19 protein-coding genes are annotated in these 18,613 nt (G+C 68.0%); 16 read left to right on the forward strand and 3 right to left on the reverse strand.

Annotated features, from left to right (window positions below; genetic code table 11):
* Positions 1-47: 47 nt before the first annotated feature.
* The gene (locus tag ABZ928_RS21980; protein ID WP_361521380.1) at positions 48-851 is read right to left on the reverse strand and encodes an SDR family oxidoreductase; all 804 of its coding nucleotides are present in this window, start codon (positions 849-851) and stop codon (positions 48-50) included.
* A 122-nt stretch (positions 852-973) separates the two neighbouring features.
* Here ABZ928_RS21980 and ABZ928_RS21985 point away from each other — a divergent pair, with 122 nt between their 5' ends.
* From ABZ928_RS21985 to ABZ928_RS22030, 10 genes are all read left to right on the forward strand, one after another.
* Positions 974-1,735 (forward strand): enoyl-CoA hydratase/isomerase family protein, encoded by a 762-nt coding sequence (locus ABZ928_RS21985; RefSeq protein ID WP_361521383.1) that lies wholly within the window; start codon positions 974-976, stop codon positions 1,733-1,735.
* A 24-nt stretch (positions 1,736-1,759) separates the two neighbouring features.
* Positions 1,760-2,539, forward strand: coding sequence for an enoyl-CoA hydratase-related protein (locus ABZ928_RS21990; protein ID WP_361521386.1), 780 nt, complete (start codon positions 1,760-1,762; stop codon positions 2,537-2,539).
* Positions 2,540-2,618: 79 nt separating this feature from the next.
* The gene (locus ABZ928_RS21995) at positions 2,619-4,313 is read left to right on the forward strand and encodes a class I adenylate-forming enzyme family protein (protein WP_361521388.1); all 1,695 of its coding nucleotides are present in this window, start codon (positions 2,619-2,621) and stop codon (positions 4,311-4,313) included.
* Between the two features lie 26 nt (positions 4,314-4,339).
* Positions 4,340-5,611: an aromatic ring-hydroxylating dioxygenase subunit alpha gene (locus tag ABZ928_RS22000; protein ID WP_361521391.1), complete on the forward strand. Its 1,272-nt coding sequence runs from the start codon at positions 4,340-4,342 to the stop codon at positions 5,609-5,611.
* A complete protein-coding gene (locus ABZ928_RS22005; protein ID WP_361521394.1) occupies positions 5,608-6,138 on the forward strand; it encodes an aromatic-ring-hydroxylating dioxygenase subunit beta in 531 nt (176 codons plus the stop codon). The genes ABZ928_RS22000 and ABZ928_RS22005 overlap by 4 nt, the downstream gene beginning before the upstream one ends.
* On the forward strand, positions 6,138-6,419 hold the full coding sequence (locus ABZ928_RS22010) for a hypothetical protein (protein WP_361521397.1): 282 nt from the start codon (positions 6,138-6,140) through the stop codon (positions 6,417-6,419). Before ABZ928_RS22005 ends, ABZ928_RS22010 begins: the two co-directional genes overlap by 1 nt.
* Positions 6,416-7,822, forward strand: a complete 1,407-nt coding sequence (locus ABZ928_RS22015) for a hydroxymethylglutaryl-CoA synthase (protein WP_361521400.1) — start codon at positions 6,416-6,418, stop codon at positions 7,820-7,822. Before ABZ928_RS22010 ends, ABZ928_RS22015 begins: the two co-directional genes overlap by 4 nt.
* On the forward strand, positions 7,819-9,012 hold the full coding sequence (locus ABZ928_RS22020) for an acetyl-CoA acetyltransferase (protein WP_361521402.1): 1,194 nt from the start codon (positions 7,819-7,821) through the stop codon (positions 9,010-9,012). The genes ABZ928_RS22015 and ABZ928_RS22020 overlap by 4 nt, the downstream gene beginning before the upstream one ends.
* Before the next feature lie 41 nt (positions 9,013-9,053).
* On the forward strand, positions 9,054-9,269 hold the full coding sequence (locus ABZ928_RS22025) for a ferredoxin (RefSeq protein WP_361521405.1): 216 nt from the start codon (positions 9,054-9,056) through the stop codon (positions 9,267-9,269).
* A gap of 4 nt (positions 9,270-9,273) precedes the next feature.
* Positions 9,274-10,518: an FAD-dependent oxidoreductase gene (locus ABZ928_RS22030; protein WP_361521408.1), complete on the forward strand. Its 1,245-nt coding sequence runs from the start codon at positions 9,274-9,276 to the stop codon at positions 10,516-10,518.
* Here ABZ928_RS22030 and ABZ928_RS22035 read toward each other — a convergent pair.
* Positions 10,508-11,146 (reverse strand): TetR/AcrR family transcriptional regulator, encoded by a 639-nt coding sequence (locus ABZ928_RS22035; protein WP_361521410.1) that lies wholly within the window; start codon positions 11,144-11,146, stop codon positions 10,508-10,510. The genes ABZ928_RS22030 and ABZ928_RS22035 overlap by 11 nt on opposite strands.
* A gap of 238 nt (positions 11,147-11,384) precedes the next feature.
* Between ABZ928_RS22035 and ABZ928_RS22040 the strand changes: the two genes are divergently transcribed.
* From ABZ928_RS22040 to ABZ928_RS22055, 4 genes are all read left to right on the forward strand, one after another.
* Complete coding sequence (locus ABZ928_RS22040; RefSeq protein WP_361521413.1) at positions 11,385-12,248, forward strand: MaoC family dehydratase N-terminal domain-containing protein; 864 nt, start codon at positions 11,385-11,387, stop codon at positions 12,246-12,248.
* Entirely contained in the window at positions 12,245-13,015 is a 771-nt protein-coding gene (locus ABZ928_RS22045; RefSeq protein WP_361521416.1) for an enoyl-CoA hydratase, read from the forward strand. The genes ABZ928_RS22040 and ABZ928_RS22045 overlap by 4 nt, the downstream gene beginning before the upstream one ends.
* Positions 13,012-14,193, forward strand: coding sequence for a CoA transferase (locus ABZ928_RS22050; RefSeq protein ID WP_361521419.1), 1,182 nt, complete (start codon positions 13,012-13,014; stop codon positions 14,191-14,193). The genes ABZ928_RS22045 and ABZ928_RS22050 overlap by 4 nt, the downstream gene beginning before the upstream one ends.
* A 92-nt stretch (positions 14,194-14,285) precedes the next feature.
* Positions 14,286-14,993 (forward strand): nitroreductase, encoded by a 708-nt coding sequence (locus tag ABZ928_RS22055; RefSeq protein ID WP_361521422.1) that lies wholly within the window; start codon positions 14,286-14,288, stop codon positions 14,991-14,993.
* Positions 14,994-15,112: 119 nt separating this feature from the next.
* Here ABZ928_RS22055 and ABZ928_RS22060 read toward each other — a convergent pair whose 3' ends face one another.
* Entirely contained in the window at positions 15,113-15,850 is a 738-nt protein-coding gene (locus ABZ928_RS22060; protein WP_361521425.1) for a hypothetical protein, read from the reverse strand.
* Positions 15,851-16,134: 284 nt separating this feature from the next.
* Here ABZ928_RS22060 and ABZ928_RS22065 point away from each other — a divergent pair, with 284 nt between their 5' ends.
* Positions 16,135-17,145: a helix-turn-helix transcriptional regulator gene (locus tag ABZ928_RS22065; RefSeq protein WP_361521427.1), complete on the forward strand. Its 1,011-nt coding sequence runs from the start codon at positions 16,135-16,137 to the stop codon at positions 17,143-17,145.
* 193 nt (positions 17,146-17,338) lie between these two features.
* Positions 17,339-18,418, forward strand: a complete 1,080-nt coding sequence (locus ABZ928_RS22070) for an LLM class flavin-dependent oxidoreductase (protein WP_361521430.1) — start codon at positions 17,339-17,341, stop codon at positions 18,416-18,418.
* Positions 18,419-18,613 lie beyond the last annotated feature (195 nt).

The raw sequence follows: 18,613 nt of genomic DNA on the forward strand, positions 1-18,613 counted from the left end.
GCCGTCAGGCCCGGTAGGCCGGTTCGGTCCGGTCGGCACATCCGGAGTCATGGCATGGTGTAGCCGCCACTGACGGCGATGAGCTGTCCGGTGACTTGTCGCGCAGCACGATCGGACGACAGCCACACAACGGTGTTCGCCACGTCTTCCGCGGTGGTGAGGCGCTGCAGCGGTGTCCCGGCGAGCATGTAGTCGACCTGCTTGCGGTCGAAGATCGCGTCTTCGCCGGCGGCCCAGACGCTGGTCTCGCCCACGGCATCCGGGCTGTCCGGCAGCACCAGCCCCGGGCACACGATGTTGGACCGGATCCCGTGCCGTCCGTGCTCCCGGGCGACGGTTCGCGCGAGTGCGACCTGGGCGGCCTTCGTGGCCCCGTAGACCCCCTGGCGGATCTGACCGAACGCGGCCTCACTGGAGACGAACACGATCGCTCCGCCGTCTGTCTGGTCGGCGCGCATCGCGGCCACGGCGGCACGTGAGATCGCGACCACGGCAAGTATGTTGACGTCCGTCAGGCGCTGCCAACGGTCGCGATCGTCGTCCCGTGCCAGGAAATCGCCTGCGCTCCAGCCGGCGTTGTTGACGAGGACGTCCAGACCGCCCCAGGCGCGTACCGCCGCGTCGACTGCCCGTTCCGCCGCACCGGGGGCGGTGAGATCACCCTCACAAACGACGACGTCGTCGGCGCCGAGGTCCATGGCCTCCTTGCGGACTACCTGCGCCTGGGTGCCGTCCAAGTCCGCGATGACCACACGGCTTTGTTCGCGTGCGAACGCATGTACGATCGCGCGCCCGATGTTGGCGGCTCCACCGGTGACGATCACCCGGGCGCCGTGCAAGCCGAGATCCATGGATCCTCCTCTTGACTCTGCCGGAATTTAATCTACTTTCAATTAGAAAACCAGCAGGACAAGGGAGTCCTCTTGACACAGTTCCACTGGACCGAAGCCGCCAAGGGTCCGGGGGCGGGCAGATGACGAGCGTTCGCGTCATCAAGGACGCGTCAGTCGGATGGGTCATTCTCGATCGACCCGAGAGCATGAACGCCCTCACGGTTGAGACGGGGCGCGAGCTGGAGGAGGCTCTCCGGTCGCTCGGCCGGGACGCGAGCATCAACGTCATCGCCATCAGGGGCGCTGGGGGAAACTTCTGCGCGGGTGGCGACTTCCGTGAGGTCGAACGCCTCCGTGAGGGCGGCGCCGAGGGACTGCGCCCGCTGTTCGAGGCTTTCGCCGCCGCCTGTGGGGCGGTCGCGCAGGTTGAAATGCCTGTCGTGGCCGTTGTGGAAGGGGTTGCCGCGGCAGGCGGCTTCGAACTGATGCAGGCCGTCGATCTCGTCGTCGTCAGCGACAACGCACGGCTGTCCGACAGTCACATCCGGTTCGGGCAGGTCCCTGGAGGAGGCAGTACCCAGCGCCTTCCACGCCTGCTCGGTCGGCAACAGGCGTTCGGACTTCTGGTCAGCGGTGACGTCCTCAGCGGTGCCGAAGCGGTGACTTTGGGACTTGCCTACCGCTCTTTCCCGGCGCCGACGTTCGAAGAGGAGGCCACCGCGTTTCTGCGGACCCTGGCTTCCCGTCACCGAGACGCACTCGTACGGATCAAGCGACTCGTCTACGCCGGCCAGCGGACCGACCTGGAAAACGGCCTTGACCTCGAGTTGTCCACAGTCCTCGAGCACATCGCCGGCGAGGCCGGAGGCACCGGCGTCGAGGCATTCAAGACACGGAGGTAGGAGATGACAGCGACGAGCAAGCCCGTGCTGCTCGACATGGACGACGACGGGGTCGCCCGCATCAGGCTGAACCGGCCTGACGCGGCGAACGGACTGGACGTCGAGCTGCTTCGCGCGCTCAACGACGCCATTCTGACCTGCCATTCGGACCCGCGCACGCGCGTTGTCGTGCTCACGGGTGAAGGCAAGAACTTCTGTGCCGGAGGAGACGTCAAGACCTTCGCCTCCAAGGGCACGGCGCTTCCAGACTATCTGCGGGAGGCGACCGCGTGGCTGCAGATCGCCACCGCGTCTCTGCTGCGGCTGAAGACTCCCGTCATCGTCGGGATCCACGGATTCGCGGCCGGCGGTGGCGGACTCGGCCTGGTGTGCGCCGCGGACATCGTCGTCGCCGCTCGCTCGGCCCGGATCTTCTCCGGTGCGGTCCGGGTCGGCATGGCACCGGACGGGGGCAGTTCCGTCACGCTCGCCCAGATCGTCGGGGCGCGAAAGGCGATGGAACTCCTGCTGTTCAACCCCACCCTCACGGCGGAGGAAGCGCAGGAGATCGGCCTCGTCAACACCGTCGTCGATGACGCCGACCTCGAGGAGCGGCTGCTGCGGATGGCCCGAGCCCTCGCGGTGCTGCCTCCGCTTGCCCTTGCCGCCACGAAACGGCTGGTCTGGGATGGTATCGGCGCCAGCGTCGAGGCACGACTCGGCGAGGAAGCGCGTGTGGTGTCAGAGCTGTCCGGGACTCCGGACGCCCGCGAGGGGCTCGCGGCGGTCATCGAGCGCCGCCCCCCGAACTACTCCAGAGCGTGATCTTTCCCCGGGGCGGCCACCGCCTTGGGCACCTCTCCCGGCGAACCATCGGCTCCAGCTGTCGATGTAGGAGGATGAGATGAAGAGCATCGAGGACAGGCGCAACGCGCTCCGGTCGCGCTTCACCACGTGGACGAGCCACACATTGGACAGCTGGCTGGACGTGTGCGCGGCGGCCTATCCCGACCGGCCGTTCGTGATCACCGACGATGTGACGCTGACCTACGGGGACGTGGCCGAACAGTCTCGTGTCCTGGCCGACGCGCTTGCCGCGCTCGGCGTCGGGCCCGGCGATCGGGTCGGCATGCTGATGGCCAACTACCCGGAGTTCGTGCCCTTCAAGTTCGCGATCGCGCGCACGGGGGCCACGGCGATCCCGTTCAACTACCTCTACCGACAGGAGGAGTTGAGGTACGTCCTGGCGCAGTCCCGATGTTCGGTGCTGCTGACCATGACGGGATTCGCGAAGCTCGACTACCTGGCGATGCTGGACGCGATCGCCCCGGGGTGGGAGAGCGGTCCGGACCACGGCGCGTTGAAGCAGATCGTGGTCCTTTCCACGGACGGGCGAACGCGGGCGAACGCCATGACCTACCAGGACCTGTTCGATCTCGGAGACCGGCACGCCGGGGCCGCCGACGGCCTGGATCACATGCCGACCGACGCCGGTGACATGCTGTACACCTCCGGCAGTACGGGCTCGCCCAAGGGCGTCCTGGTCACCCATGACGCGGTCCTGCGCACCGCCTACGCGTCGGCGCTCACCCGCGCCTACGACGAGAGCCGGCGGATCCTCTTCTCGCTGCCGTGTTACCACATGTTCGGATACATCGAGGGGCTTCTCTCCGCGATGTTCGTGGGTGGCGCCGTCGTTCTGCAAACCTCGTTCTCGGCAGAGGGATACTTCGGCGCGATCGAGCGCCATCGGGTGGATGACATGCTCTGTGTGCCCACCATGGCCGTGGCCCTGGTGGAGAGCCCGAGTCGCGACCGTTACGACCTGTCGTCACTGTCGGCCATCGTGTGCGGGTCCGCGCCCGCCCCGATCTGGCTGTGGGAGAAGGTCCGGTCGCTGTTCGGTGTCAGCGAAACCGTGACGGGATACGGCTCGACCGAGTGCGGCGGCGCGATGACCCTCTCCCTGCCGGAGGACCCGATCGTCATGATCAGTACCACGGTCGGGCGGCCCAAGCTGGCCGGAGCCGCCGGTGCGGAGGGCACCGATGCCGTGACGGTGTACTCCACGGTGGATCCCCAGACGGGGCGTCCGCTGCCGGCCGGGGAGGTGGGCGAACTCGTCTCACGCGGGCCGACCACGATGCTGGGCTACTTCGACAAACCCGAGGAGACGGCGGCCGTGCTCGAAGAGAACGGCCTGCTCCACTCGGGCGACATCGGGCGCGTGCGCTCCGACGGTTACATCGAGCTCACGGGCCGGACCAAGGAGCTGTACAAGAGCGGCGGAGAACTCGTCATGCCCAAGGAGGTCGAGGACGTACTGGCGGCACATGACGAGATCAGCCAGGTGTTCTCGATCGGCTTGAGGGACGACCGCTGGGGCGAGATCGGATGCGCCGTGGTGGTGCGCACCCCGGGGTCGACTCTGACCGAAGAAGCCGTCATCGGCTACTGCAAGGAACGGCTCGCACGTTTCAAGGTGCCGAAGAAGGTCGTCTTCCTCGATCCGGCGGAGCTTCCGCTGACCCCCACGGGGAAGGTGCAGAAATTCAGACTCGTCGATCTTGTCTCCCGGGACCCCGACCAGATAATCTAATCTAGATTAGAAAATGAGGAGGTGTGATGACCTCAGTGATGCCGGCGAACGATCTCGACGCTCGCCTCGATCATCTGATCCAGCCGGACAGGGTGCACGGCTCCCTGTACACGGATCCCGCGCTCTTCGCGGAGGAACTGCGCAAGATCTGGGCCACGACATGGGTGTTCGTGGGCCACGAGAGCGAGGTTCCGGAACCCAACGACTACGTCCGCAAGAAGCTCGCCACGCAGGACGTCATCATGACCCGGGACCGCGACGGTGAAGTGCACCTGCTCTTCAACCGCTGCGCCCACCGCGGTCTCCAGCTGTGCGGCGACGCGAAGGGCAACTCCAGCTCGTTCCGCTGCCCCTACCACGGCTGGACCTACCGCAACACCGGAGAGCTGCTGGGCTTCCCCTACAGCAAGGGGTACGGCGGCAAGGACAGGCTCGCCGGGCTCCGCATGGAGAGCGTGCCGCGGGTGGCCTCCTACCAGGGGTTCGTCTTCGGCAGCCTCGCCGCCGAGGGACCCACGCTGGAGGAGCACCTCGGTGCGGCGGCGGGGGAGATCGACCGGCTGGTCGGACTGTCGCCGCAGGGCAAGGTCAGGCTCGACGCCGGATGGCTGGCCCACCGTACACAGGCGAACTGGAAACTCCTCCTGGAGAACGAGACCGACGGCTACCACCCGCAGTTCGTGCACGGTTCGATCTTCAGCGTGACCGGAAGCCCGATCGGTGCCCTGTACAGCGACGCCTCGACGGCCGTGACCCGCGTCCTCGGCAACGGACACACGGAGAACGACCTCAGGCCGGAGTTCCGTCGGGCCGGTGAACCGATGCGCTGGTTCGGCACGCCCGCCGAGCGTCTGCCGCGCTATGTGGCCGCCATGCGGGAGGCCTACGGCGAGGACGCGCAGCGGCGTCTGGTCGAGGGCGCGCCGCACGTGATGATCTTCCCGAACCTGTTCATCGCCGAGATCCAGGTCTTCAACATCCAGCCCGTCGCGGTCGGCGAGTGCGTCCAGTACTCGACCGCGGTCCAGTTCGAGGGCGGCGAGGAGATCAACAGGCGCATGCTCTCGCAGTCGATCGGCTCCGTCGGCCCTGCCGGGATGCTGCTGGCCGACGACACCGAGATGTACGAGCGCAACCAGCGCGGTGCGGAGCTGCTCAGCCCCGAGTGGCTCGACCTGCGCCGCGGAGTGGGCCGGGAGGAGGTCGACGCCAACGGCTTCACCGTGGGTGCCGCGACCGACGAGACCGGTATGCGCGGATTCTGGCGGCACTACAAGTCGATGATGGGTGTGTCATGACCGTGGTCGATGTGCGGGGCGAACTGCTGGCCGTTCCCGCCGGCTGGGAGTACGCGGAGGTGGCGCAGTTCGTCTACCGCGAGGCCCGGCTGGCCGACGAGAGCGACTACGACGCGTGGGAGGCGCTGTGGACCGACGACGCCCTGTACTGGGTTCCCGCCAACGGCGCCGACTCGGACCCTGAGACCTCTGTCGCGGTCATCTACGACAACCGCAGCCGTATCTCGACGCGGCTGAACCAGGCTCGCACAGGCAAGCGGTACGCCCAGTCGCCGCCGTCCAACCTGCGCCGGGTGATCGGCAACATCGAGTTGCTCGGCGGCCGGGCGAACCCGTCCGGAGGCATCGACCTGGAGGCCGGCGCCAACTTCATCGCGTACGAGTCGCGCGCGCGTGGCAACGCGATCTGGGGCGGCCGGGTGACCTACCGGCTGCGCAGGGTCGACGGCGAGATCCGCCTGGCCTACAAGAAGGTCGTGCTCGTCGACAACGACCAGCCCATTCCGACGCTTGCCTTCCTCATCTGATGAGCACCGGTTCCGCCGCGGGCGACGTGAACGGCATCCGGATGGGTGACCGCGGACCCTACCGGACTCCAGGAGGTGGCTCAGTGGTCGGCAACGAGTTCGCCGAAGTCTCCGTCGACATCGACGTCGAGGGGAACTCCACTCGACTACGGCTGGAGGACCTGCGCACCGGACGAGTGCGTTTCCTCGACGCGCTGGAGCTGGAGACCGTCATCTGGCTCGCGGACGGACACCTGGCCAGCCTGCTGGACCCGTCCGCCGACCGCTGGCGTGACAAATGACCACATCGGCAACGGCCCACCAGGCCTCGGTGCAGGAGGCGACCGGCAGGATGAAGGTTCTGGGCTACGCGTCCTACCTGCCCGCTTGGCGGCTCGGTCCGGCACGGACCGTCGCCGCGTTCGACGAGGACAGCACGACGATGGCCGTCGAGGCGGGGCGCCAGCTCGCCGGCGGCCGGCCGGCCGCGCTCTGGCTCGCCACCACCTCGCCCGCCTACATGGACAAGACGAACGCCACCGCCGTGCACGCCGCGCTCAGCCTGCCGCCGGACATACCGGCGTCGGACCTGATCGGCACCGCCCGGTCGACGATGGCCGGTTTCCGGGCGGCGGCCCAGACGGGCGGCCTGCTCCTGGCCGCCGACGTCCGGGTCGGCCGGCCGGGCTCGGCCGACGAGAAGGGCGGGGCGGACGGTGCCGGCGCGGTCCTGCTCGGTGAGCCGACGCAGGAGACTCCCGCCATCGCCGAGGTGCTCAGCCACATCGGCGTCACGGAGGAGTTCCTCGACCGCTGGCGGGAGCCGGCTCGCACCACGGGCCGGCACTGGGAGGAACGATTCGGCTTCGAACGCTACGCCGCGCTGGTACGGGCGGCCGCGACAGCCGCTCTCGACGCCGCCGGCCTCAGCGAAGCGGACCACACCGTGGTCACCAGCCCCAACACCGGTGTCCTGAAGCGGGCGGGGACGCTCGTCAAGGGCCGGATCGCCGGCCATCGTCCGCCCGTCGGGTTCGCCGGCGCGGCCGACCCCCTGCTGGCGCTCGCCGACGTGCTGGACCGGGCGGGCCCCGGAGAGACCGTCCTGCTGCTCTCGGCGGTCGACGGCTGTGATGCGCTCGTCCTGCGGACCACCGACGCCCTGGTGGACCGTCGCCAGGCGCGTTCGGTCCAGCAGCAGTTGCAGGGCGGCAGAGAGGTCGACTACACCAGGTATCTCTCCTGGCGCGGACTCGTCGAGGTGGAGCCGCCCCGCCGCCCCGAACCGCAACCGCCGGCCGCGCCCCCCTCGGGTCGGACGACCGGGTGGAAGTTCGGGTTGACCGGCTCCCGGTGCACGCTGTGCGGATTCGTGCATCTGCCACCGGCCCGGGTGTGCCGCGGCTGCGCCTCCGTCGACACCATGGAGCCGCTGCCCGCCGCGGACCTGCGCGGACGCGTCCGGACGCACACCGTGGACCGGCTCGCCTACTCACCGTCGCCTCCCATGGTCGAGGTCGTCGTCGACCTCGGCGGCCCCGGCGGCGGCCGCAGCACATTCGAAGTGGCGGACGCGGACATGGACACGATCGGAGTCGGGGCATCCGTCGGCCTTGTCTTCCGCCGTCTGTTCACCGCCGGCGGCGTGCACAACTACTTCTGGAAAGCGCACGTCCAGGCCGAGCAGCAGCAGGAGGCGTCGTGAGCAGCAACGGAATCCTCGACAAGGTCGCCGTCGTCGGTATGGGCTGCACCTCGTTCGGTGAACTGTGGGGTGCCTCGACGGACGACCTGCTGGTCGACGCCGTCACACAGGCTCTCGGCGGGCGCGATGCCGACCTGGTCGACGCCTACTGGCTCGGCACGGTCGGCTCCGGCCAGTCCGGACTGACCCTGAGTCGGCCACTGGGCCTCGACTACCGCCCGGTCACCCGGGTCGAGAACTTCTGCGCCACGGGCTCGGAGGCGTTCCGCAACGCCTGCTATGCGGTGGCGTCGGGCGCGTACGACCGTGTGATCGCCGTCGGCGTCGAGAAGCTGAAGGACTCCGGCTACTCGGGACTGCTGCGCACCGAGCCGCCGGGTGACGGCACCGCGCCGGAACTCTCGCTCACCGCTCCCGCGGCGTTCTCCCTGCTCGATCCCGCCTACACCGGGAAACACGGGGTGGCCCCGGAGCAGATGCGGGCGGCCATGACCCATGTCGCGTGGAAGAACCACCGCAACGGAGCCCGCAACCCCAAGGCGCAGTACCGCAGCGAGGTGTCCAGGGAGAAGATCGAGGCCGCGCCGAAGGTCGCCGGCCGCCTCGGTGTCTACGACTGCTCGGGGGTCTCCGACGGCGCGGCCGCGGCGCTCATCGTGCGGGCCGAGGAGGCGAAGGACTACGTCGACAATCCCCTCTACGTCAAGGCGCTCTCGCTGGTCGCCGGACCGATGCGGGGTGCGTTCGACCCGGCCTACGACTTCACCACCTTCCCGGAGGTGGTCCGGTCGGCCAAGGACGCCTACCGCCAGGCCGGCATCGAGGACCCGCGCACCGCGATCTCGTTCGCCGAGGTGCACGACTGCTTCACCCCGACGGAGATCGTCCTCATGGAGGACCTCGGGTTCGCGGAGGAAGGGCAGGCCTGGAAGGACGTACTGGCGGGCGAGTTCGACGCCGAGGGCCGGCTCCCCGTCAACATCGACGGCGGCCTCAAGTCGTTCGGACACCCGGTCGGCGCGAGCGGCTTGCGCATGCTGTACGAGGCATGGCTGCAGTTGCGCGGCGAAGCCGGTGACCGGCAGTTGCCGGATCCGCGCACCGCTCTCACGCACAACCTGGGCGGCCGCCCGGGCGGCTGCGTCTCCTTCGTCTCGGTCGTCGGACGCGAACTCGGCGTCTGCGGCTGAGAACTGAAGACCCGCAGGTTCTTGCGGGACAACCCATCACCATGGCCACGGACAGACAGGGAATCATGAAGGTCATCCTCGATCGCGCCCGGTGCACGGGCATCGGCATCTGCGAGTCGCTCGCGCCAGAACACTTCGAGGTCAACGAGGACGGTGATCTGGTGGTCCTCCAGGACGGCGTCAGCCCTGAGGATCTGCAGGCCGTCGAAGAGGCCGTCGGCGGCTGCCCCACCGAGGCGCTCCGGATCGAGCGGTGATCGTGTGAGCGTCCAACGGCTTGTTGTGGTCGGCGCGTCCCTGGCCGGACTGCGTGCGGTCGAGGCCGCCCGCAAGGCGGGATTCGACGGGTCGATCACGCTCATCGGCGCGGAGTCCCATCTGCCCTACGACCGCCCTCCGCTGTCCAAGGCGTTCCTCGAACCGGAGGCCGAGGGTCCGGCGGGCCCCTACTTCCGGGACGAACACCATCTGCGGGAGGTACTGCGCACCGAGCTCAGGCTCGGCCGCCCCGCGACCGGCCTGGACACCGAGCGCAGGGTCGTGCGGGTCGGCGATGACGAGGTGCCCTACGACGCGCTGGTGATCGCCACCGGTACCACTCCGCGCGACCTGCCGGGCATCGACGGCCTGGCGGGCGTGTACTCGCTGCGCACCCTCGACGACGCCCTGACCATCCGGTCCGCTCTGAAAGGCAGCACTAAGGCCGTGGTGATAGGTGCCGGGTTCATCGGCTCCGAGTTCGCCTCGGCCGCCAAGAAGTGGCAGGTCGACGTGACGATCGTCGAGAGCCTGACCACCCCCCTGGTGCGGGCCGTCGGCGTGGAGATGGGCGATGCGATCGCCTCGCTGCACCAGCGGAACGGAACCACGCTGCGCTGCGGTGTCGGGGTCGAGAGGCTCGAGGGCGACGGGAAGGTCGAGCGCGTCGTCCTCTCCGACGGGTCGGTGATCGAAGCGGACCTGGTGGTCGTGGGCGTCGGGGTCTCGCCGGCCACCGCGTGGCTGGAGGCGTCCGGCCTGACGCTGGACAACGGGGTCGTCTGCGACGAGCGACTGTGGACAGGTGCCCCGGGCGTGTACGCCGCGGGCGATGTCGTCAACTGGCCCAACGCTGTCATGGGGGAGCGGCAGCGGATGGAGAACTGGACGGCGGCCGCCGAGCAGGGAGCCGTCGCAGCTCGGAACGCCGTCGATCCCGAGAACGCCAAGCCCTACGGCACGGTTCCGTATTTCTGGTCCGACTGGTACGACGTGCGGATCCAGTCCGTCGGTTCTCCCCAGGCGGACGAAGTCCGCGTCGTCGACGGACACTTGGACGGCGGCGACCGGTGGGTCGCGCTGTACCGCCGCGGGGACCGGCTGATCGGCGCACTCACGGTCAACGCGCCGACCGAGATCATGAAATACCGCGCTCTTGTCGGCAAAGGCGCTTCCTGGGAGGAAGGGCTCGAGTTCGCCGCGCGGCGGGCGAGACGGTCGGACCAACCGGCTCCGGTCAGTCGATGAGCGCGTGCCTGACGAACGATTGTGCGTTCCTGACAAGCTCGTCTATGGAGCAGCGCCTGGAACTCCACCATTCGGCAGCCCAGTTCAGTGATCCCATCACGAGCATCTGCGCGACGAACGGATCGTAGTCAGCCCGCATCGCGCCGCTCGTCACCGTTGAATCGATCAGCTCACGCCACAACTCACCGTACTTGACCTGTTCGACTCTCTGTCGCTTCTGGATCTTCTCCGAAACCTGCCCCGCATTGCGGATCGAGGCGGTGGTGTAGTCGGAGGCCTGGAGTTCGTAGCGCAGGTGAGCTTCCACGGCGGCGAGGAGGCGGTCGATCGGAGAGGCATCGGCGGGCAGGGCATCGAGGACTTCGATTACATGGGCTCGCATCGAGGCCATTCCGACCCACATGACTTCCTCGATGAGATCCTCGCGCGAGCCGAAGTGGTAGTAAATCGCCGGCGCTTGCAGATCGGCGACTTCGGCGACGTCGCTCAGCCGCATACCGGAATAGCCTTTGCGGCTGAGTACTTTGGCGGCGGCGTCCAGAATTCGCTTGCGAGTGCGAGCCGACTTGCTGTCAGTGGCAGGCTCGATCGATGCTGACTCGGCAGGAGGAGAAACTCGGCGCGACATGCCAGGCAGTGTAGCGCAGGGTGATCGCCTCCAGGAGTCGGTGGCTCGCTCGAACGATGACAAGTAGTGCCCGATGGCTTGATGTTGCTCGCTCTTGCCTACGGAGCCTTCCTTAATGTAGATTAAAAAATGTCAGGCGAGATCGCGTTCGGGCGGTCGGCCTTACGGAAGACAAGCGCGCCCCTTGCCGGTAGCTGTGATCGGTGTGCAGGGGCGTGAGATTGGTGCGTGATGGCAGATGTCGGCCCTTGAGCTCGACACCTTCCGGGAGGCGATAGGCCGGCGCGGGATCGAGACAAGAGAAACTCTCGATCTGTGGACCTGCCTCATGTATCACCGCACGTTCGTGCGTGATGCCGCTGAGCCCGACCACGGTTCATTGATTCCTCCGGGGTGGCATTTTCTTTATGACCGTCCCGGCAGCGGGCTTGACGAGCTGCGCCCGGATGGGATGCCGGCCCGCTCCTCGGTCGTCCCGGATATCCCTCTGCCGCGGCGAATGTTCGCGGGTGAGGAAATCACCTGGTATCTGCCCGTGCATATCGGTGACACCGTTACCCAGTCCACAGTCCTCGACTCCGTGGAGGAGAAGACGGGGTCAAGTGGAGACCTGGTCTTTGTCGGTGTGCGTCAGGAGATAAAGGTGCCCGACGGGGTGGCCATCTCCGGTGTCGCCAAGACGGTGTTCCGTGGCGCGGACCGCTCAACAGGCAACGCTTCGAATTCCCCGCACGAGTCGTCCGAACCGCGGAAGTGGACGCGCAGCGCATCGGTCACGTTGAACGCCGTCCAACTCTTCCGGTATTCGGCGCTGACCTTCAATTCCCACCGGATTCATTACGATCACCTATGGGTGACCCGGCAGGAGGGCTACCCCGGTCTGGTGGTGCAGGGCCGGCTGACCTCTTTGCTCCTGCTCGGCTTCGGGATGCAGCAATGGCCCGACGCCACCCCCCGCCGATACACCTATCGGGCCGTCAACCCGGTGTTCGCGGACACGCCCGTGGCGCTCTGCGCCATCGACAATGACAAGGGCGCAGAGCTCGCGGCGGTCCTCGACGACGGCCGGGTCGCGATGCGCGCGGTTCTGGAGGTGGAATGACCGAGCTACTCGTGCACCGCTCCGGCGGTGTGGTCAACGTGACGCTGAATCGGCCCGAGCGCAAGAACGCGATGAACACCGCGATGCTCGAGGCGATGGTCGCCACCTTCGACGAGATCGCCGCCAGCCAGGAAGACCGTGTCGTGGTCCTCACAGGGGCAGGTGACGCGTTCTGCTCGGGGTCCGACCTGAGCGACCGGCAAACGGATCCCCGGCACCCCCTGGCCCGGATGCGGTGGATCGCGCGGGCCGCGCAGGCCCTGTACTCGGTACCTCAGCCGGTTGTCGCCATGGTACGAGGCCCGGCCGTAGGCGGCGGACTCTCGCTCGCGCTCCTGGCCGACCTGATCATCGCAGGGTCCTCGGCACGGTTCTCGACCGTCTGGACGAAGCGTGGCCTGAGCCCCGACTTCGGCGGCTCCTGGCTGCTGCCCCGCCGCGTCGGCCAGCGCGCCGCGGCCGAACTCGTTCTCCTGAGCGAGGTCCTCGACGCCGAACAGGCAGCGGCGATAGGAATCGTCAACCGTGTGGTGCCCGACGAGCAGGTGGAGGAAGACGTGCGGCGACTGGCCGCACAGCTCGCGGCGGGGCCGCCACTGGCCTTGTCCATGGCCAAACGGCTCCTGCGCGCGGGCGGTGAAATGCCCTTCGCCGACGTGCTGGAATCCGAAGCGATGTCCCAGGCGGTCAACGCCCGCTCGGAGGACGGCGCGGAGGCCATCGACGCGTTCTTCAACAAGCGCCCGCCGACCTTCGCCGGCCGATGAGGGCGCTCGACGGGGTGCAGGTGCTCGACTTCGGCCGCTACGTCGCCGGACCGTACTGCGCCCAGCTCCTCGGCCAGCTGGGCGCGCGCGTGATCCGCGTCGAACGTCCCGGCGGGGCGGAGGACCGCGGGCTGACACCGGTGGCGGACGACGCCGGATCGATGTTCCTGGCAACGAACATCGGCAAGGAGTCGATCACGCTGGACACCCGCACGCCCGGAGGCCGACTGGTCCTTCACAAACTGGTGGCCGCCAGCGACGTGGTCGTCGCCAACCTGCCGCCTCGTGGACTGGCGGCGCTGGGGCTGACCCTCGACGAACTGCGCCGAATCCGGCAGGACATCATCCTGACCACGGTCACCGCGTTCGGAGCGGACAGCGACTGGGCCGACAGACCGGGTTTCGACGGTATCGGCCAGGCGATGTCAGGCGCGGCCCACCTGACCGGCGAACCGGACACACCACTGCGCGCGGGCGTGTCATGGGTCGACTTCGGCTCCGCCACCCTGGCCGCCCTCGGCACGATGGCGGCGCTGCGCGAGCGCGACGTGACCGGTGAAGGCCAACAGGTCGACGCCGCTCTCCTGCGAACCGCCCTCGCCTTCTCCTCGCCGGCACTGATCGAGCAGGCAGTCCTTCAGAACGACCGGCAGGCCACCGCCAACCGAGGCCCTCAAGCGGCCCCGTCCGACATCTTCCGTACGCGCGACGGCTGGATCATCGTCTACGCGGTCGGCGACGCCATGTTCCGGCGATGGGCGGCGCTGATCGGAGAAGAGGAGAAGTGGACCACCGATCCGCGTCTGAGTGACGATGCCCGACGCGGCGAGCACGGCGAGGAGATCTCGGCGCGCATGTCGAGGTGGACCGCCCGACTGACCACGGCGGAGGCGCTCGACAGGCTGACCGCGGCACGGCTGCCCGCCGCACCGGTGTACAGCCCGCAGCAGGCGCTGGACGACGAGTCCCTGATGAGCGTGGCCCGGATGGCGCCGCTCAGCTATCCCACCGCACCACGACCCGTACCGTCCTTCCCGCTTCCCCTGTGGCTCAGCGGCTCCGACAAGGCCGAGCAACCGAGGCCACCACGGCTCGGTGAACACACGTCCGGGATTCTCGCCGAACTCGGCTTCGGCCCCGACGAGATCACGGACCTCGCGGCGGGCGGCGCGATCTGAGAACGCGCTCCCAGCGCTTCGGAATCAACGGTTCGGAGCCGACGGTTCACGTGCGGCCGGTGGCAGTCGCCACCATCGACAAGGAGGTAAAGGTGTCCGCGAACGTGGACGAGATCGGTATCGCCGCCCCGGCGGGGTATCGGGAACTGCGGGCGATCATGGAGGCGCGACACAGCTGCCGCGCCTTCACCGCGGACGAGGTGCCGCGCGAGACCATCGTGCGAGTGCTGGAGACCGCCCAATTGACCGCGTCGTGGTGCAACACGCAGCCATGGCAGGTGACCGTGCTGAGTGGTGAGCGCAGACGCGCGTTCGCCGACCGCCTGTACGCACACGCCGAGTCCGGGGCGGGGGAGGCCTACGACCTGGACACTCCCGAGTACCGCGGGATCTCGCTCGTCCGCCGACGCGAAGCCGGCTGGGGACTGTACGAAGCGGTCGGCATCACCAGAGGCGACCGCGAGGCCAGCCTTGACCAGGCGCTGCGGAACTTCCGCTTCTTCGACGCTCCCCACATCGCGATCATCACGTCGGACCGGGCTCTGGGCACCTACGGCGTGCTCGACTGCGGCGCGTACGTGGCCTCGTTCCTGGCCGCGGCCACCGCCCTCGGCCTCGCCACGATCGCACAGGCCGCCGCCGTGCACCACGGCGACGTCGTGCGGGAACACCTCGCGATACCGGACGACCGCCTGCTGGTGTGCGGGATCGCCTTCGGCTACGAGGACCGTGACCACCCTGCCAACGCCTTCCGCACCAGCCGGGCGCCGGTCACGGACGCGGTGACGTTCCTCGACTGACGCGTCCACAGGGCCTCCCGGCACGCTTCGGCTCGATTCATCCCCGAGCCGCCGAGAGGCCCTGCTTCACGTGCGTACCGCCGGAGCATGACCCATCCAGACCCCATCCGGCGTTGCGGTCATACGAGGTCGTACAGCACGGGCATGGAGCCGACTCGGTTGGCCAGCAGGTTCGTCGAGATGTACTCGCCCATGCTGGGCTTGCTGATGAGCTCCACGAAGCTGGGCAGGTCGAGGTCGAAACGGGCGTAGCTGAGGTAGGCGTAGTCCGACGGGCTGTCGGGCTCCAGCAAAGTGGCGTTGTTCAGGTCCGCCTCCGCCTGGAACCAGCCGTAGCAGTACTCCCACGTCCGCAGGGCTATCTTGGGGTCTTCGGAGACGTTGTAGTTGAACAGGAACAGCCCCGGCCGGGTGACGTCCACTTCGCCGAGACTCTCGAGGCAGTGGCCCTTGAACTCGTGCGTGTCGCTGGTCGCGGCCGTCACGGCATCGCGGAGTGCCTGGTACTCCTCGGACTTGCCGACCGCCTCCAGCGCGTCCACGTCGTTGGTCTCCACGAGCACCGCCACGTCGTAGCGCGGCTGACGGAACTCCTTCTGCTGGCCGTACACGCTGGGCGTGGGGACGATGACCGCCTGGTACACCGTGGCCTTTGCCACCGATTCCAGGCGCTCGACCTGGCGGGCGAGGTCCTTCAGCCGGTCGATCAGATCGGACTTCTCCTTGCTCGGCGAAGGGAACCTCCCCTCGGTGGGTGCGTCGACCGCGGCGGCCAGGTGGAGGTAGCCGCGCGTGGGCGGCTCCACCAGCCGGGCACGCGAGTACTTCGGGTTCGGGTTGATCAGCTTGAATTCCATGAAGGATCTCCTCAAGAGATTGGTGCAGCGCACGTACGAAACGGTTTCGTACAGGCATGCTGTGAACGGTAGGCCCGGCGGCGGTGCCCCGCCGATCCGTTTGGCGACGCACCGATCCGCTGCGCGACAGGGATACCTGCGCGCGTGGATCGACCTTCGCGCCTGGCCCGAAGGTGGCGTGGCAGGCGTCACGTGCGCTCTCAAAGTTGGTCAAACGAACCGGCGGATAGACTGATTGCCGACCGCCGTAGGCGTCCCCCTAGGCAGGCGAAAGGCGGGGCCGTATGGACGAGAGCGTGGCGGAGCCCGCCGTCGTGGGTCCTTCTCTGTTGCGGCGCTTCACGGTGCTTGAGTCGGCAGAGCTGGACGAGGTCCGACCGAATGCCTCGCAGATGCTGTCGTCGTTCCGCCCCACCTCGGGAGGCGGCAGCGGCATGCTGTGCGATCTGGCGGCCGTCGGCTTCGGACCGTTGTCCCTCGTCTACGCACGTACCTACGGAGACGAGCTCGCGGCCGAGATCACCGAGAAAGTCTCCTATTACGACATCAATATCGCGTTGGCGGGGACCAACCGGGTCGAAGCCGGCGACGAACGCCTGATGCTCACGCAGAGCACGGCCGGAATCCTCTCCCCGCGCATGCGGCCGACGATGCACCTCAGTGACGGATACAGCCAACTGCACCTGCGCATCGAACGGTTCGCGCTGGAGCGGCATCTGGAGGACATGCTGGGCAGACATGTCGTCGGCCCCATTCAGTTCCGGGCCGAGATAGACCTGACCTCTCCGGCGCTTGCGTCCTGGGTGCATGCCGTTCATCTCTTCGTCCAGGACCTCGACCAGGAGTCGGGCCTGAGCGCTTTCGGGCCGGAACTGAGCCCATGGGCCGGCTTCGTCATGACCGGACTGCTGTTGGCGCAGCCGCACGACCATTCCGCGCAGCTCGCGCAGCGGCAGTTCGCCCCCGTGCGTCCGCTCTCGGTCAAGCGCGTGATCGACCTCATCGAGCAGGACCCCTCGAACGACCTGTCGCTGGCCCGGCTCGCTGCCGTGGCGGGTGTGGGTCCGCGGTCCTTGCAGCGCAGCTTCCGTATGCACACAGGGGCGTCGCCACGGGAGTACATCCAGAGCGTCCGGCTCGCGCGCGTGCATGACGACCTTGTCGCGGGGGCGGGCTCCACGGTCGCCGATATCGCGCTCCGGTGGGGTTTCAACCACGTACCGCGGTTCGCACGTCTCTACCGGGAGCGCTACGGAGTACCACCCTCGGCGACTTTGCGCGCTTCCAGGGCATGACGACGCGTTCTCCGGTCTGGCGGGTCACGCCGAGGGCGCGTCGCCGCACCGGCTCGCATTCTGCTGTCGCACAGCGGATCGGTGCGTCGCCAAGCGGCTCGGAGGGCTGACGGTAACGACATACGGTCGCAATGTGCTCGACACCTTGTCGGCACGTGATCGACTCATCCACCGTTCCCGGAGGCCAGAGCCCATGGACGTGCTCAGCGACAGCCCGCAGACGCTCAAGTTCGTACACACCTACGGTGTGGGTCTGCACGCAGAGGAGGCCGACCCGGATGTGCACGACCCGCGCTGGCAGAAGCGTCAGGTGGACGACTTCGTGGAATTCGCTGTCGAGGCCGAGGAGCAGGGCTTCGACGGAGTGACGGTCACCGAGCACCACGTGCCCATGATGACGTGTCCGTCCCCGCATCTGCTGCTCGCGGCCGCGGCGGTGCGTACGAGCAGGATCAAGCTGGGAACGGCGGTGACGGCGCTGCCGCTCTACCACCCGATCCGGGTGGCGGAGGAGGCGGGTACCCTCGACCTGCTCAGCGGGGGGCGGTTCGAACTCGGCATCGGCCGCGGCGTGCCCGGGGAGGCGCACATCGCGGTCGGCCGGGACCTGACCCCGCAGGAGCTCAGCCAGGGCTGGCTCGAGAGCCTCGACGTGCTGCAACTCGCCCTGACCCAGCAGGACTTCACTTATGACGGAACCTTCCACAAGGTCACCGAGCCGACGACGATCGCGACCCGCCCGCTGCAGGAGTCGCTCCCGGTCTGGCTGGGTGGGGCGAGCCAGGACACGATGAGCCAGGCCGCCTCCCGGGGCTGGAACATCATGCGCAACTTCGGCAGCAACCAGGAGCACCGAGACGCGCTGGACCACTACATCAAGGTGGCCGGCGAGCACGGGTACGACAGGTCCGGCGCGAACCTGATGGTGGAGAGGTTCGTGGCGATCGGGGAGACCGAGACGGAAGTCGAGCACAACCTCGGCAGGATGACGCACTCGCTGGGCCGGTTCATCTCGTTCTTCACGGCGGGCGGCAAGCGGGCCATCCCGAACGCGGACGCCGAGTTCCATGTCGGCGCCGACTCCGGAAAGAAGAACCGGCCGGCCATCGTCGTCGCCGGCACCCCCGAGCAGGTGATCGACAGTCTCCAGCAGACGATCGACGAGACGGGTGCTCGCCGACTGATCATCGAGATCTTCTCCACCAAGGAGAGGCAGCTGTTCGTGGACGAGGTCATGCCCGTTCTGCGGGAGCGGAACGCGACGGCGATCTGAGCCGAGACCCGGCGAAAGCACGACCCCGGCAAGCTGGAGCCAGGGAAGCAGAAGCCCCCCGGCACCCTGGCTTCAGACCACTCCGCGCGCCCAATCCGGGAACCTCCCGGTCGCCGTTGTCGCCGATGAACCGTGGTTCGTTGACGCGACGGGAATCGGCGCCGGCGGCGATCGAGCGCGGCCACGTGAAGGTGA

The sequence above is a fragment of the Streptomyces sp. NPDC046909 genome, from assembly GCF_040644695.1.
GTDB lineage: Bacteria > Actinomycetota > Actinomycetes > Streptomycetales > Streptomycetaceae > Streptomyces.

Excerpts from the sequence above, each read along its gene's own strand:
- ABZ928_RS21995 (WP_361521388.1), top strand. The coding sequence starts at position 2,619 with ATGAAGAGCATCGAGGACAGGCGCAACGCGCTCCGGTCGCGCTTCACC.
- ABZ928_RS21985 (WP_361521383.1), top strand. The coding sequence starts at position 974 with ATGACGAGCGTTCGCGTCATCAAGGACGCGTCAGTCGGATGGGTCATT.
- ABZ928_RS22070 (WP_361521430.1), top strand. The coding sequence starts at position 17,339 with ATGGACGTGCTCAGCGACAGCCCGCAGACGCTCAAGTTCGTACACACC.
- ABZ928_RS22000 (WP_361521391.1), top strand. The coding sequence starts at position 4,340 with ATGACCTCAGTGATGCCGGCGAACGATCTCGACGCTCGCCTCGATCAT.
- ABZ928_RS22035 (WP_361521410.1), bottom strand. The coding sequence starts at position 11,146 with ATGTCGCGCCGAGTTTCTCCTCCTGCCGAGTCAGCATCGATCGAGCCT.
- ABZ928_RS22025 (WP_361521405.1), top strand. The coding sequence starts at position 9,054 with ATGGCCACGGACAGACAGGGAATCATGAAGGTCATCCTCGATCGCGCC.
- ABZ928_RS22065 (WP_361521427.1), top strand. The coding sequence starts at position 16,135 with ATGGACGAGAGCGTGGCGGAGCCCGCCGTCGTGGGTCCTTCTCTGTTG.
- ABZ928_RS21980 (WP_361521380.1), bottom strand. The coding sequence starts at position 851 with ATGGATCTCGGCTTGCACGGCGCCCGGGTGATCGTCACCGGTGGAGCC.
- ABZ928_RS22015 (WP_361521400.1), top strand. The coding sequence starts at position 6,416 with ATGACCACATCGGCAACGGCCCACCAGGCCTCGGTGCAGGAGGCGACC.
- ABZ928_RS22045 (WP_361521416.1), top strand. The coding sequence starts at position 12,245 with ATGACCGAGCTACTCGTGCACCGCTCCGGCGGTGTGGTCAACGTGACG.
- ABZ928_RS22005 (WP_361521394.1), top strand. The coding sequence starts at position 5,608 with ATGACCGTGGTCGATGTGCGGGGCGAACTGCTGGCCGTTCCCGCCGGC.
- ABZ928_RS22060 (WP_361521425.1), bottom strand. The coding sequence starts at position 15,850 with ATGGAATTCAAGCTGATCAACCCGAACCCGAAGTACTCGCGTGCCCGG.
- ABZ928_RS22040 (WP_361521413.1), top strand. The coding sequence starts at position 11,385 with ATGTCGGCCCTTGAGCTCGACACCTTCCGGGAGGCGATAGGCCGGCGC.
- ABZ928_RS22050 (WP_361521419.1), top strand. The coding sequence starts at position 13,012 with ATGAGGGCGCTCGACGGGGTGCAGGTGCTCGACTTCGGCCGCTACGTC.
- ABZ928_RS22010 (WP_361521397.1), top strand. The coding sequence starts at position 6,138 with ATGAGCACCGGTTCCGCCGCGGGCGACGTGAACGGCATCCGGATGGGT.